Origin of the sequence: Mycobacterium sp. AZCC_0083, assembly GCF_014202335.1 — a bacterium.
Lineage (GTDB): Bacteria > Actinomycetota > Actinomycetes > Mycobacteriales > Mycobacteriaceae > Mycobacterium.
This window is the reverse complement of sequence record NZ_JACHGP010000011.1, coordinates 25,351-39,246: the sequence shown is the minus strand read 5'-3', so window position 1 is coordinate 39,246 and position 13,896 is coordinate 25,351. Positions and strand designations below refer to the sequence as shown.

Genomic DNA, 13,896 nt, shown 5'->3' with positions numbered 1-13,896 from the left:
AGGTTTGCGAGGCTAGGGCTTGCGCGCCCTAAGCCGATGGGCCCTAGACCTGTTCGGCGCCGCCGTCGATGAACAGTTCGGCCCCGGTCATGAAGCTGCTTTGGTCGCTGGCCAGGAACACGACTGCGGCGGCGATCTCCTCGGGTCGGCCTACCCGGCCCAGCGGAACCGTCGCCGCAAAGCCGGCCAGCAGCTGTTGTTCTTGGCCGGCCGGTGCGGCGCCCGTGAGTCCAGGTGTCTCAACCGGTCCTGGTACCAACGTGTTCACCCGGATCTGCCGAGGCGCCAGTTCAGCCGCCCAGGTCCGGCCGAAGGAGCGGACCGCTGCCTTGGAAGCGGCGTACGCGCCCATGGCGGGCGTACCACTCGATGCCGAGCTGGACCCAGACAGGATGATCGACGCACCAGAGTTCAAGAACGGCAAGACCTTCTGCACTGTGAAGATGGTGCCGCCGACGTTGCGGTTGAACGTGTCGAGGAAGTGTTGCGGTGTCATATCCCCCAACGGGGCAAATTCTCCTCCGCCGGCATTGGTGAACACGACGTCGAGACCGTGTCCGTGTGACGTGACGGCGTCGGCGACGCTGTCCAAGTCATCGGAGTCGGTGACATCGCCACGAATACCGGTCGCTGAGGGACCGATCGACGCGAGTGCCTCATCGAGGCGTTGCTGGTCGCGGCCGGTGATGAACACGTGCGCGCCCTCGGCCGCCAGCCGCTTGGCGGCGGCAAGACCGATGCCTGCGGTGCCGCCGGTGACCAGCGCCGTCTTATCGTTGAGCTGTCCCATGATTGGTCTCCATATCTACTGATTCTCTGTTGGGCTGGATGCGGACGAGGTGCCCGCGGATGCTGACGACGGAATGATTGCGGTGTAGCTGGCGGCCGCGCGCAACGTGGGTTCGAAGTCGGTGCCGGAGATGGCGGTCAGCACGGGGTTGGTGACCCCCGCGTCGCGGTATCGCTGCACCCCGTCGCGAACCGCGGTGTCGTCCCCGATGGCGCACAGGTGATCGATGAATCGCTCACTGATGGCAAGCTTTTGAGCACCGACGTTGGGTGATGCAGCATCGAATGCCGTCACGTCGTCTGCGAAACCCGCCGCCTGGAACATCGCCCGGTAGAACGGCAGGCCGAAGTACCGGAGCAGCTCGCTGCGCACACCCGCGAGCGCGGCTGCCCGGTCGTGGCTCATCGCCGAGGGCACCGCGGCCAGGATGTGAAATCCCTCGATCGGCTTACCGGCGCGACTCCGACCCGCGGTCACCTCAGGCACCACGACGTCGCGTACGTACTGCGATGGGCATGCCCACAGCACCACGCCGTCGGCGATCTCACCGGCAAGGCGCAGCATTGCCGGTGACAACGCTGCCTGATAGATCGGGATGTCGGGACGCGGCGTGAGGCCCATGAACGAGAAGTTCGACGCCCACCGCTGACCGGTTGGTGGGACGTCACCGGCCAGGATCGCGCGGACTATGCCGATGTATTCGCGCATTTCGGCGGTCGGCTTGCCGATCTGCTGGCCGTGCCAGCCACCCATGGTGATGCGGTGGCCCACCCCGAGGCCGAGCCGAAAACGCCCGCCGGAAATGTCGTCGACGGTTGCCGCCGTCTGGGCCATCGATGCCGGCGAGCGGTGATACAGCGGCGCGACAGAGGTGCCTATCGCCACCCGCTGGGTACGCATCGCCAGGGCAGCGGCCATCGTGAACGAGTCACGAGCCGCGATGTGGGACAACATGATCGAGTCATAGCCCAGATCATCGGCCAGCTGCGCGTGACCGACGGCGTCGTCGAAGGACTCGAGCGCCGGAATGGCACAGCTGATCGCGGTTCGCATACCGCCAAGCTATCCGGTTATATGATGTATGTCAAGGTTTATCTTGACAACCATCAAATTATGTGATTACGGTGAAGTCGCGGGGCAGGGCACGACGTGACGCCCCACCAGTCCATCGGGCAGGAGCGTGACATGAGGAACCACCGCGGCGAACACAGCGGCCGGATACCCGAATGAACCGATCCGATTCAGTGAGCGGCAAGGTCGTCGTCATCACTGGCGGCGCCCGCGGGATCGGGCTGGCCACCGCAACCGCGCTACACCTGCTTGGGGCGAAGGTCGCCATCGGCGACATCGATGAGCCAGCGGTCAAACAGGCGAGCGTGAACCTTGGGCTCGACGTGTACGGCAGGCTCGACGTGACAGATCACGACTCGTTCGCCAGCTTCCTCGACGAAGCAGAACGTCGGTTGGGCCCCATCGATGTGCTGGTCAACAACGCCGGGATCCTACCGGTCGGCAGGGTGATCGACGAACCCGACGCCGTGACTCAGTGTGCACTCGCGGTCAACGTCTACGGCGTGATCGTGGGAACCAAACTCGCCGCGGAACGCATGGTCAGACGGCGCAGCGGCCACATCATCAACGTGGCATCCGTGAACTCCGAGACTCCGTCGCCGGGGGTAGCGACGTACTGCGCCACCAAGCACGCCGTCCTCGGATTCACCAATTCGGTTCGCGCGGAACACCACGGCACCGGTGTCCAATACTCGACGGTCCTCCCGGCGATGACCAACACGGAGATGATCGCCGGCATCGACCAAGCCAGGGGCCTGAGGAATGCCGAACCAACCGATGTCGCAGAAGCGATCGTCGGCCTGATCCGCAAGCCGAGACGACGGGTCACGGTCACCCGCGCGGCAGGGGTGGTACTGGCGATCCAACGGATTCTGCCCGGTGGCATTGCGGACGCATTGAGGCGCTCAATCGGGTTGGACCATCTATTTCTCGATCGCATCGACGTTGGCAAACGCGCAACGTATGAGCAGCGGGTGCGCGGCTCGCACCCCCAAGACGGATAAGTCGTACGCCAACATTTTAATTGACAGTTGTCATACTGTCGGATACGCTTGCCGCACATACCCAAAGGGAAGGCGAAGCGATGAGCGCAGCGGTTCACCGCGACACGGTTACGGTCGGCGAGGCATTTCTGGCGATGGTCGAAGCCCGCGCCGATGCGCCGGCGATCCTCAACGCCGACCTCGAAGTGGTGCTCTCGTGGCGTGACTACGGCGCCCAGGCCCGCCGCACCGCCGCGGGCCTCGCCGAACTGGGTCTGGGCCAAGGGGAAACGCTCGGGCTCCTGCTCAGCAACCGGCCCGAGTTCCACGTCGCCGATGCCGGTGCGCTGCTGCTCGGCGCCATCCCGTTTTCGATGTACAACACCTCGGCACCCGAGCAGCTCGCTCACCTCCTCGCCGACGCCGACTGCCGCATCGTCATCACCGAGGCGACGTTGGTTGACGGTCTGCTCGCCGCGCTTGAACGCGGTGGGAGCGCCGTAGAGCATGTCATCGTCGTCGGGTCGGACTCGTGGTTCGAGCTGCTGGACTCCGACGAACTGGAGCATGCCGCCGCCGTAAAGCCAAGCGACCTCGTCACGTTGATCTACACGTCAGGCACGACCGGGCCGCCGAAGGGCGTCGAACTCACCCACGCGAACATCCTCACGATGGCCGCCGAGATCGGCGCGCTGGTCGGCATTCAGCCAGGACAGCGCACGATCTCCTATCTGCCGATGGCGCACATCGCCGAACGCGTGTGCACGCACTACCTACCGATGACCGTCGGCTTCAGCGTGGTGTGCTGCCCCAGTCCAAGCGCCGTCACCCAGTTGCTGCCACGGGTTCGGCCGCACATGTTCTTCTCCCCACCGCGATTGTGGGAGAAACTCCAGGCGTCCATCGCGGCCGATGTCGAGGCGGGGATCGGCCACGAGGAACTCCGTCGTCGCCTTGGCTTCGACGAGCTCACGGCAGCGGTGACGGGCGCCGCGCCGTGTCCGCCCGCAGTGATCGAATTCTTCGACGCGATCGGGATCCCGCTGCGGGAGGTCTACGGCCTCTCGGAGACCACGGGCGTCGTGTCCTTGGCAGCCGCAAGCGACGTCCGCGCCGGGACCGTGGGACCACCGCTGCCCAGCGCGCAGGTCCGGTTGGCCGAGGACGGCGAGCTTCTCGTTCGGGGGCCGCTGCTGATGGCGGGTTATCACAACCGGCCGGAGGCGACGGCCGAGGCGATCGACGCCGATGGGTGGCTGCACACGGGCGACATCGCCCGCATCGAGGCCGACGGGCACCTGCGGATCGTCGATCGCAAGAAGGAACTGATCATCAATGCAGCGGGAAAGAACATGTCACCCGCCAACATCGAGGCCCGCCTGAAGGAGGGCAGCCCGCTCATCGGTCAAGCGTGCGCGTTCGGCAACGAGCGACCGTACAACGTCGCGCTGATCGTGCTGGATCCCGCAATCGCCGTGTCGTATCCGACGGATGCCGAACGGCAGGCCGAGGTTCGGGCCGGTGTCGACCGTGCCAACGCGCGGCTGGCGCGCGTCGAGCAGATCAAGCGCTTCGCCATCCTCGCCGACGAATGGTTGCCCGACTCCGACGAGCTGACGCCGACGATGAAGTTGAAGCGGCGGCCGATCACCCACAAGTACGCGTCGCAGATTGAGGCGCTCTACACCGCGAAGGACACGAAATGAAGCTAGTGAGTTACGAACTCGGCAATACCGGCGTGAGCGCGGGGGTCGTCGTCGACGACGACCACGTGGTCGCACTCAGCGCGCTCGACGGCGCGCCCACCGACGTCACGGCGGTACTGGCAGCCGGTCCTGACGTCGCGGCGGACGTGGCCCGCAAGGCCAACAACGCCCGGCAGCGGACGCCGCTCTCGGACGTCGTTCTACGAGCACCGATTCCAACACCCTCGAAGTATCTGGCCATCGGCTTCAACTTCACCTCACACCTCGCAGAGATTCAAGAGGCGGCAAAGCAGCCCCAGTTCGCCGAGCAGATGGAGCGCTTTTCACATCTGCGCGCGGCGTTCGCGGACCAGAAGCTGCCCACGTTCTTCAACAAACAGGTCTCCTGCATCACCGGACCCTACGACCCGATCCTCGCGCCGTACGACTCGCCGATGCTCGACTTCGAGGGAGAACTCGTCGCGGTCATCGGGCGACGGGTCCGGCGCGCCGACGCCGCCACGGCGCTTGCGTCCGTCGCCGGCTACACCGTGGGCAACGACGTGTCGGTGCGGGATTGGCAGCAGGACACTCCGACGATGTGGCCGGGCAAGAGCTTTGACACCCATGGGCCGATCGGGCCGTGGGTCGTCACGGCCGACGAGGTGGATCCCACGGGTCTCGGTATTCGCACGTGGGTCGACGGCGAGTTGCGCCAGGACGGCTCGACGAAGGAGATGGTCACCGGGATCGGCGACATGATCGCGGCACTGTCCCGCGTCTGCACGCTGGAGCCCGGCGACCTCATCGCCACCGGGACGCCCGGCGGAGTCGGGGTGTTCTCCGGACGGCTTCTGCGGCCCGGTCAGCGGGTGCGAGTCGAGATCGAGGGCATCGGCGCCATCGAGAATCCTGTCGTCGCGGAGCCCTCCCCCACAACCCAGCAGGCCTGAGAGAAGCGGGTCGGCGAGCGACAGTTCCATCAGACCGAAGGGGAGATGTCATGGCGCAACCAGGGATCGAACTCGTCCGCGACCTGATCGCACGCTTTTTCAACGGGCACGATCCAGATCTCGCCCCGGAATTCTTCGCCCCGGACTTCCGCTGGCATGGCGGCAGTGTAGGCACCATCGATGGAATCGACGCCTACGCCGCGACGATGCGTCAGTTCTTCGCCGCGCTGCCCGACGCTGAGGCGATCGAGCAGGACGCGGCCCAGGATGGCGACACGGTGACCATGCGCTTCGTCGTGCAGGGCACCCACACCGGCGCCCTGTGGGGAATCCCGCCGACCGGCAACCACGTCGTATGGGACGTGATGATGATGTATCACCTGTCGAACGGCATCGTCGTCGAGCAATGGGCCGCCGAGGATTGGATCGCGTTCTTGGGCGCCATTGGCGCGTTCACACCGCCATGGACCGAGTGAACCCTTCTTCTAGTGGCCGCCGAGCTGCCACTTTTTCCTTGAGGCATACCGTGACCGCACCAGATCGCCAACGCAGCGGGAAGTTCGCACTCTCCACTCCCGAACGCATCGGCTTCGGCGTCGGGTCCCTGGCGACCGCAACCTATGCCGTGGTGCCCGGGCTCGTCCTCCTGTACTACCTCACGAACGTCCTTGGAGTGACGGCGGCACTGGCGGGATTCGTCGTGTTCCTGCCCAAGCTGCTGGACCTCGTCTACAACCCGATCGTCGGCAGATTGTCCGACTCGACGGTGTCGCGACTCGGCCCCCGCCGGCCGTGGATGATCGCAGGAATGATCACGTTCCCGCTGGGTTTCGTGTCGATCTTCTTCTCGCCGTTCGACGGTGACGCCGCTGCCGTGTGGGTCGCCGGGGCGCTGGCTCTGACCGGCCTTGGCTTCTCAGCTTTCGTCATCCCCTACAGCGTTCTGCCGGCTGAGCTTGGTGCGAGCCCGGCGGAGCGAACGTCAATGACCGCATGGCGCATGGGATTCCTGGGTCTCGCCATCTTGGCGGCGGGTGCACTGGCACCGATGGTGGCCGACGCCGATGGTGGCGGACGCGAGGGATACCGGGTGATGGCGGTGGCAATGGGGTGCGTGATCTTCCTTGGCACGTGCGGGGCGCTCTACAGTGCGCGTCAGTCGACTCGTGTCGCTGCCGATGCGTCGCCGAAGGGGGCCGGCGTGCTGCGCGAGGCACTCGGCGCGGCCACCCACAATCGGCCGTTCCGCATCCTCCTCGGCGTGTTCATGCTGATCGAGGTGGTCATCTCGGTCACGCTCGCGGGCCTGCCGTACATGGCGGACCAGATTCTCGGAACAGAAAGCGCGATGGCACCACTCTTCGTCTGTGTAGTCGGACCGATGCTGGTGACGATGCCGGTGTGGAGCCGTGCTGCGCAAAGAGTCGGCAAGAAGTCGTGCCTCGTCATGGCTTCGACGATCTATGGCGCGGGCGTACTAGGTTTCATCGCGCTGCCGGTGATCACCGAGTCGATTAGGTTTGAGGTTGCGTGTGCGGCATGCATGGTGGCCGGCATTGGCTTTTCCGGGGCGCAGCTCCTGCCGCAAGCAATGCTCGCCGACACGCTGGCCGTGGACGCGACCGAGTCAGGTCAGCGGCGAGCGGGGGTCCTTGCGGGCCTGTGGTCGGCCGGCGAGACCATCTCCGCGGCCGCCGGTGCGGGCATCTACGGCTTCGTTCTCGCGGCCAGCGGGTTCGTGTCGTCGGCGGCCGACGAATCGGTCGTCCAGCCGCGGAGCGCCGAATGGGGCATCGTGCTCGGATTCTCGGGCATCTCTGTACTGAGCATCATCACGGCCCTGGCGCTCCTGGCTCGCTACACACTTACCGAGGATCAAGTCGATGAGTTGGCGCTGGCGGGTCAGGCGTGACGATCTGGCGACCAGACTGCCGCTAACTCACCGCTTGATGCGCGGAGGAGCGGATGGATTTCATGGCGCCGGCCCATGTTTCGAGCTGATCGAACAAACCCCTGCGCTGCCGTCGTGCAGGGCGGCCGGGCTGAAGATGGAGAAGTTCTCGAAATCCGTGAACAGCGAGAGCGAAAGTTGCTGCCGGACATGGGCAATCTGAAGCTCACTGCAGATCCCGCGAAGGTGCTCGATCGCTCAAGCCCCACCCAACGATCCGTAACTGACGAAGGCCGCCGCTTTGTTGCTCCACTCGGCGTAGAGGTAATCGATGGCGTTCTGCAGCACACCTGAGGTGGAGTGGTTGTACTCCGGTGTGACGAAGATGAACCCGTCGTAGGCGCCGATCTTCGCGGCCCATGCCTTGGTGTGCTCGCCCGCGTACTGGCCCGCCGAAGGCGGAATGCCCTCATCCAGATGGGGCAATGGGAAGTCAACGAGATCGATCAGTTCATAGTTCGCGCCGGTGCGGTTGGCTGCTTTGCCCAGAACCCAGTCGGCGACCGCCTTGCCGTTACGGCCAGGACGGCTGCTGCCAACGATTATTGCGATCTTGAGGTCGCTCACGAAAGTCCTGTCAACATAGGATGTTTCATTGTCAATTTGCGCCAGGCGGTGTCAGCGGTCACGCGAACCGGCAACTCTCAGGTGAAGTTGGCGCCCCCGTCGACGACGATCGTCTGGCCGTTGACGTAGGCCCCGTCGTCGGAGAACAGGAACGTCACCATCGCAGCAAGGTCCTCCGGGACTCCGAGGCGATTCGAATGGCCGTTGTACCAACACGGCCGGATCGCCACCCGGCGGCGACGTTCGATCCGACGATGTCTGCCCCAGAGCGCCATTCGTAATTTGCGATCGCCCCACTGGTCACCTGCGACACGGAAGACGCCACCAACACATCGGAATGACGACCGCTGATCCCATCACCAGGAGCGCGGATGACGATGGACATGGTGGTGCCTTCAGTGGGGGTTAGTGGTTCCGAATCAACCGGGGACGTGCTGCAGTGTTGGCGGGTCGGATCTACTGCGTTGGGGTGGGTCGAGTGCGCAGCCGGATGACCGGGAGTTCGCGGTCGGTTTTCTGCTCGTATTTCGCGAAACGGTCTGCCGTGCTGGTGATGTGGCGCCACGCGTGCTGGCGGGCGGTACCGTGCAGCTGCTCGGCGCTGACCTCGATGGTGCGGCCGGCGATCTGGATCTGCGCGGCGTCGGGGTGGGCGGCGAGGTTGTGGTACCAGGCGGGGTTCTTCGCCGCCCCGTTCGCGGACGCGACGATCAGCCAGTTGTCGGCGCCGTCGGGGAAGTAGGCGACCGGGGTGTGGCGCGGGGTACCGCTCTTGGCGCCGACGGTGCTCAGGACCAGCGCCTGCATGCCCATTACCTTCTCGGCGTTGCCGCGGATCCGGCTGATGTTCCAGCGGTTCATCCAGGCCATCAGCTTCCCGCCGGGCTGGCGGGCACCGCGGGTGCCGTGGGGGGTGTCAAAGCTCATCAGATTTTTCCTTCTCCTCGATTGGTTGACGGTCAGCGGCGGCGTAGCCGGGACCGTGGTCTGTTCAGGTTGGTAGCGGGCCGCGGAGTCGGGTGGTCTCGTGGCGGTGTTGGCGTACTCCGATGAGGCGGTAGGCGAGTCGGGCGGGTGCGGGTATGGCGACGAGGAAGTCGGTTCGTTCCCGGGGTGTGGCGTCTTCGAGGAGGTAGCCCAGCACGATCAGTCGGCGTGTCAGGGGTATCGACGCCAGTCCCCGTTGGCCAACCTCGTGGTATTCGGCGGCGGTGATCACGCGTTCCACGATCGGCAGGATCTCCGCTTCTTCCTCCTCGAAGTGCTCGTCGAGTCCCGCCGAGATCTGTTCCAGCAACGTGGTCAGTGGTGTGCTGGTGTGCGCGGTGGGCGCGCCCTCCCACGCGGGCAGCGCTGTCGCGGCGAGCTCGAGCAGCACCGCGAGGCCGTGATGCTGACTGTCCATGCGGGCGATCAGATCGGTGTTGAACTGAGTCCGGGCCGACAGCCTCGGCCACAGCAGTTCGTCCTCGCCCAGGTGGTGGTGATGGAGCATGTCGAGAACTTCGCGGGCATGCCTGGCGACGGTGTGGGCCCGGGCGACGTCGCCGGCAGGTACCGCGGCGACGAGTTGGGGCAGCAGTGCGCATTCGCGGCGGAACATGCGGTGCACGATCACCATGTCGCTGGTATCGCACAGCTTGGGCGCGCCGCTGGGGGCGTTCATGGCGGCCCAGGCCGCAGTGTCGATGGGCTGCTCGGGGTCCTTACCGCGGATCTCGGAGAGGATGCGCTCGCGGGACAGTTCGGTGTTCTCGTGTTCGCGGGCGTGGGCCTGCACGTTTTTCACCAGCTCCTCTTCGGTCTCCCCGGTGATGACGGTGCCGGACGGACCGCAGGTCAGGCTGATACTCATGGCGATACTCCTTTTGATGGGCGTGGCGGGATGTCTGACCTCTCGACGCCGAGTGCACCGAGAAGAATGTGCCTGGCCCGCACCACTGCACGGCGGCCCTGATCGGTGAACGGACCGGTCTCGTCGCAGACGCCGATTCACGCAGTGAGTTGCCGGGCCGTGCTGCGCGATGGCCCCGCCGGTTGCGGGTGGTGGCGGGCCGTACGGCGCCCGTCCGGCTGGGCGTGGCACCGTGCATCGTGGCACGCCGCGTCCCTGGTTGAGATATCGTCAGCATTAACGACGAAACTAGTCAACAGAACTGACTATGTCAACAGGGAGTGGCATCCGCTGACATCCGCCGGTCCCGAATGGCCCGGGGCGAGCGGGGATCGCGCGCGGTCGACTCGGCGCGGCTAGGGCTTGTGCGCGTAGGGGTCGGTGATCTCACGGAGTTGATCCAAGATCTGGTGCAGCAACGTGAAGTTGCGGGTGCCCAGGTAGGCCGTCCACTCCGCCAGGATCTCGGTGGATGTCGCCATCACCACCTCGGCCGCCCGCCGGCCACGTTCCTCGATCACGATCAACCGGGCGCGCCCATCCGTCGGGTCGGGGACCCGGCGGACATATCCCAAGCGTTCCAGTTGATCGACCAGCACCCCGGCGCTCTGCTTGCTCATTTGCGCCTGATCAGCGAGGTCCGTGAGACGCGAACCGTCAGGGGCGATGCGTTGAAATACCCGGACCTGGGCCAGGGTCCAGTCGTCGAACCCGGCATCCTGGATGGCCCGGAAGATTCGGTCCTCCATGTACCGATACGGGATGAACAACGCCACCCCTAGATCAACCGGCTGCGCGTCGTCCATACCGTTCTCGGCTCCATCGCCCATCTGCTCCCATGAGGTACACACCCTACGTCAACACTGCCGAGTCAGATCGCTGCCGACACGACCGCAGCAGTGCGCGCCCATCGCTGCGCTCGCTGGGTTCCGCACGTGTCATCTATGCGCTTCGGCGACTTCGCACCTGTTGTCGTCAGTCCTACTCTATGACTATATTAGTCATTCCAATTGACTAATATGCCGAAGGGGCGGTGTAGAAACTGGGCGGTACCGCCACCCGAACGTCGGCGGGCCACACGTCTGCGAATCATCCAGCCGTGGCGCCTACCGAGCACCCTCCGAAGCGAGCGACAGAGCGTGGCGCCACCAAGCGACCGTCGAGCGGCCGACCCCGAGGAGATCACCCGGATGGTGCTCTTCGTTGCCTCCGAGGAGGCCAGCTTCTCGACCGGCTCCGAGTTCATCGCCGACGGCGGCATGCTGCTCGGGCCGGTACCTCAGGACGACGACCACGCAACGTCATGAGCCACACAGCTGTTCCGATATCATCCAAAGCTGTTCGGCGCGACGAGGATCCGTCGCATAGGGCATCGCCCCATCGCTGACCGCGCATTTCTTGAGGTAGAGGCCGCCCAGGCCAGTCAGATCGTCGGACACCGATGCCCAAACGGACGTCGCCGCACCCTCTTCGGCCGAGATGACCTCGAGCCTGGGAGGCTCCGCGGCGGGCTCACTGCTGGCCGTCCCCAGCCCCATCATCGCCTTCATGTCGTCCCGTGACATGTGCCGCGACAGAGACGTGGCGACCGTACCGGGATGCACCGCGAAGCTCCGCACACCGCTGTCGCGGTACCGGGCGTCCAGCGCGACGGTGAACAAGACGTTGGCCGTCTTGGCCGAACCGTAGGCCTTGAACTTGTCGTATGGCTGTCGCTCCCAGTTGGGATCCTCCAAGTCGAGATCGAAGATGTGATGACCGTCGGAACTCAGATTCACCACCCGCGCAGACCCCGTGTTGAGCAGCGATGGCATCACGCCGCGCGTCAGCTCGAAATGCCCGAGGTGATTGACGCCCAATTGAAGCTCGAACCCGTCCTCGGTTCGGCCGAAGGGTGTGAACATCACTCCCGCGTTGTTGATCAAGACGTCGATGCCCGGGAACCGCGCAACGAGCTCGGCCGCGGCAGAGCGAACACTGGCCAGGCTGTCCAGCTCCATCTCGACCGTTTCGACTGCCGCGGTGGGCGTTTGTGACAGGCGCGAGAGCTCGGCGTTCGTGAGAACGGCGAACTCGCTCATCCGCATCGTCTTGTTGGGCTGCGGAAGCCTTCGGCCACCGGCATGGTGGTGGTCAATCGGTTTCATTTGTGGGGAGCGACCGGCTCGGTGGTCATCGTGGTCAGTGTCATTGTCGGCATGCTACTTTCGGCTGAGACGCAGTAGGTCATCCGTATTCGGTGCTTGCGACGGCCGCCCTGGCCACGGCGTTCTGGGCGGTCGAGCAAGCTAAAATTAGCTGGGTAAACGATTTAGTGTAGATAGACAATGAGTGGGATCGGAGTACTGCCATGCCGAAGCAGACCAGGGAGCAGCGGCTGTTGGAACTCGTCAGTGCGTTCACCGAGTTGGGACCGGCATGGGTGCGCTGGGTGCACGCATGCCTGCCCGCCCAAACGGTTAGCTACCCGCGGTTGCGCCTGCTCAGCGGGTTGAAATGTCATGAGGGCGGTATGACGATGAAGCAGTTGGCAACCGCGCTGGAGGTAACGCCGCGACGGGTCACCGCCTTGGTCGACGCGCTCGAGGAGGATGGGCTGGTGGAGCGGTTCGCCCATCCCGGCGACGGGCGTAGCACAGTCGTGGTCATCAGTAAGAGGGGGCTTGCTCAGCATCGCGAGGCGTGGACGCAGCACCAGGACGAGGTAGCCGTCGCCTTCGGTGATCTGTCCAATGCAGACCAGGAGCAATTGCTGGCAATCACCTACCGGCTCACCGACGCGTTTCGTGCGCGACTGGAGGCTAAGGCTACGGTCACCAATCCCGAGCCCGCGCCGGAGAGCACGATCATTCGACGCAACCGCCGGCTGCGCACGGCGCCACCCGGGATCGGCGCTTAACCGGGCTTGTTGCGCAACCACTTCGGATTGATCAAGCTCACGCCCAGTGCGTGAGGTCTCTCCGATCAATGCCCAGATAGGGGTCCTGGCGTCTGGTGGGCCAGGGTCGATGCCCCGGCAATCACCTGCATGATGCCCAGCATGCCAGAACATCATGGCTCCCGCTACTAATTACAGGCTCACATCTGGACGGCGCGCTTCACACCTTGTTGCGTCGGCGCTTGGAGCATTGGGAGCCGGGGGTTGGGCACGGCTGTCGGTCGGCAATCGAGTTGGGCGCCAACACCATTACTAACCGGGTGCCGCCACCGGACCATCCGGCTGGGATCGAGCCTCGCCCTCTGCAGCAGCCGCTGTGGAGTCACCGTGGCCCCCTAGGGCAGGTGCGTCGGTGATACTAGCGGGGTACATTACAAACGGTACTCAGTGCTGTACCGTGATGATCGGAAGTTAATCGGACTACGGTCCACTTAGGTCCGATACGACGACGTCGAGCAAGGCGCTCGGCTCGGCCCTGCACGAAGGAGCAAAAACCGATGACCAAACGCGCGAACAACCTCCTCACGTCGCTGAACAGGCTGACACCCGCGATTCTGAGCTTGTTCCGAGTAGTGATCGGACTGTTGTTCTTCTTCCACGGCACGTCAAAGTTGTTTGGATGGCCAACCGGGCCCGTCGCAACGGTTGGCTCGTGGCCGCTTTTCTATGCCGGAGTGATCGAAGTCGTATGCGGCTTGCTGGTTACTGTCGGATTGTTCACCCGCGCCGCGGCTTTCATCGCTTCCGGCGAGATGGCCTTCGGGTTCTTCGTGGTGCACCTGCCCCACGGACTGATGCCGCTGACCAACGGTGGCGAGATGGCGGTCGTGTACTGCTTTGCGTTGTTCCTGCTGTTCTTCACCGGCGGTGGCGCATACGCCCTGGACAACCGACTGCGGACTCTTTCGCTGCCGCGGAAGTCGACAGGCACAGTCTCCCCCCGGGTTGGTTCGGGAAATGGTGCGACTGCAGGTGATCAGGGGGCCACCGCTTGAGTCAGATCGACTGTGACAACACAGTATTGCCGCTGGGCGTGTCGACCGCTGCGGGGCGGGCATCAGCTT

16 protein-coding genes are annotated in these 13,896 nt (G+C 64.7%); 8 read left to right on the top strand and 8 right to left on the bottom strand.

From position 1 onward, the window contains the following. Nucleotides 1-43: 43 nt before the first annotated feature. Nucleotides 44-790: an SDR family oxidoreductase gene (locus HNP02_RS26140; protein ID WP_184443544.1), complete on the bottom strand. Its 747-nt coding sequence runs from the start codon at nt 788-790 to the stop codon at nt 44-46. Nucleotides 791-805: 15 nt separating this feature from the next. Beyond that, nucleotides 806-1,843, bottom strand: a complete 1,038-nt coding sequence (locus tag HNP02_RS26135) for an LLM class flavin-dependent oxidoreductase (protein WP_184443543.1) — start codon at nt 1,841-1,843, stop codon at nt 806-808. Between the two features lie 173 nt (nt 1,844-2,016). Between HNP02_RS26135 and HNP02_RS26130 the strand changes: the two genes are divergently transcribed. The 5 genes from HNP02_RS26130 (at nt 2,017) to HNP02_RS26110 (ending at nt 7,394) form a co-directional block, all read left to right on the top strand. Next, nucleotides 2,017-2,865, top strand: coding sequence for an SDR family oxidoreductase (locus HNP02_RS26130; protein ID WP_184443542.1), 849 nt, complete (start codon nt 2,017-2,019; stop codon nt 2,863-2,865). Between the two features lie 80 nt (nt 2,866-2,945). Further along, a complete protein-coding gene (locus HNP02_RS26125) occupies nt 2,946-4,550 on the top strand; it encodes a long-chain fatty acid--CoA ligase (RefSeq protein ID WP_184443541.1) in 1,605 nt (534 codons plus the stop codon). Next, on the top strand, nt 4,547-5,482 hold the full coding sequence (locus tag HNP02_RS26120) for a fumarylacetoacetate hydrolase family protein (RefSeq protein WP_184443540.1): 936 nt from the start codon (nt 4,547-4,549) through the stop codon (nt 5,480-5,482). Before HNP02_RS26125 ends, HNP02_RS26120 begins: the two co-directional genes overlap by 4 nt. Before the next feature lie 50 nt (nt 5,483-5,532). Beyond that, on the top strand, nt 5,533-5,958 hold the full coding sequence (locus HNP02_RS26115; protein WP_184443539.1) for an ester cyclase: 426 nt from the start codon (nt 5,533-5,535) through the stop codon (nt 5,956-5,958). Between the two features lie 50 nt (nt 5,959-6,008). After that, nucleotides 6,009-7,394, top strand: coding sequence for an MFS transporter (locus HNP02_RS26110; protein ID WP_184443538.1), 1,386 nt, complete (start codon nt 6,009-6,011; stop codon nt 7,392-7,394). Between the two features lie 237 nt (nt 7,395-7,631). Here the strand turns inward: HNP02_RS26110 and HNP02_RS26105 are convergent, their stop codons facing one another. The 5 genes from HNP02_RS26105 to HNP02_RS26085 all read right to left on the bottom strand — a co-directional run bounded on the left by HNP02_RS26105 (nt 7,632) and on the right by HNP02_RS26085 (nt 10,700). Next, nucleotides 7,632-8,000 (bottom strand): NAD(P)H-dependent oxidoreductase, encoded by a 369-nt coding sequence (locus HNP02_RS26105; RefSeq protein ID WP_309241698.1) that lies wholly within the window; start codon nt 7,998-8,000, stop codon nt 7,632-7,634. 77 nt (nt 8,001-8,077) lie between these two features. Beyond that, nucleotides 8,078-8,275 carry an SDR family oxidoreductase gene (locus HNP02_RS44120; protein ID WP_184443537.1) on the bottom strand — a complete coding sequence of 66 codons (198 nt, stop codon included), beginning with the start codon at nt 8,273-8,275 and terminating at the stop codon, nt 8,078-8,080. A gap of 181 nt (nt 8,276-8,456) precedes the next feature. Further along, nucleotides 8,457-8,927, bottom strand: a complete 471-nt coding sequence (locus HNP02_RS26095; protein ID WP_184443536.1) for a nitroreductase/quinone reductase family protein — start codon at nt 8,925-8,927, stop codon at nt 8,457-8,459. A 64-nt stretch (nt 8,928-8,991) separates the two neighbouring features. Beyond that, the gene (locus HNP02_RS26090; RefSeq protein ID WP_184443535.1) at nt 8,992-9,855 is read right to left on the bottom strand and encodes a hemerythrin domain-containing protein; all 864 of its coding nucleotides are present in this window, start codon (nt 9,853-9,855) and stop codon (nt 8,992-8,994) included. Between the two features lie 395 nt (nt 9,856-10,250). Then, entirely contained in the window at nt 10,251-10,700 is a 450-nt protein-coding gene (locus HNP02_RS26085; protein WP_184443534.1) for a MarR family winged helix-turn-helix transcriptional regulator, read from the bottom strand. Between the two features lie 333 nt (nt 10,701-11,033). Between HNP02_RS26085 and HNP02_RS43810 the strand changes: the two genes are divergently transcribed. Beyond that, complete coding sequence (locus HNP02_RS43810) at nt 11,034-11,201, top strand: SDR family oxidoreductase (RefSeq protein ID WP_309241697.1); 168 nt, start codon at nt 11,034-11,036, stop codon at nt 11,199-11,201. On the opposite strand, the gene HNP02_RS26075 is transcribed toward HNP02_RS43810, so the two are convergent. Then, complete coding sequence (locus HNP02_RS26075; protein ID WP_184443532.1) at nt 11,196-12,041, bottom strand: SDR family NAD(P)-dependent oxidoreductase; 846 nt, start codon at nt 12,039-12,041, stop codon at nt 11,196-11,198. The genes HNP02_RS43810 and HNP02_RS26075 overlap by 6 nt on opposite strands. A 203-nt stretch (nt 12,042-12,244) precedes the next feature. On the opposite strand from HNP02_RS26075, the gene HNP02_RS26070 reads away from it, so the two are divergent. Both HNP02_RS26070 and HNP02_RS26065 read left to right on the top strand, forming a co-directional pair. Further along, nucleotides 12,245-12,793, top strand: coding sequence for a MarR family winged helix-turn-helix transcriptional regulator (locus HNP02_RS26070; protein WP_184443531.1), 549 nt, complete (start codon nt 12,245-12,247; stop codon nt 12,791-12,793). A gap of 536 nt (nt 12,794-13,329) precedes the next feature. Next, complete coding sequence (locus HNP02_RS26065) at nt 13,330-13,827, top strand: DoxX family protein (protein ID WP_184443530.1); 498 nt, start codon at nt 13,330-13,332, stop codon at nt 13,825-13,827. Nucleotides 13,828-13,896: the final 69 nt, after the last annotated feature.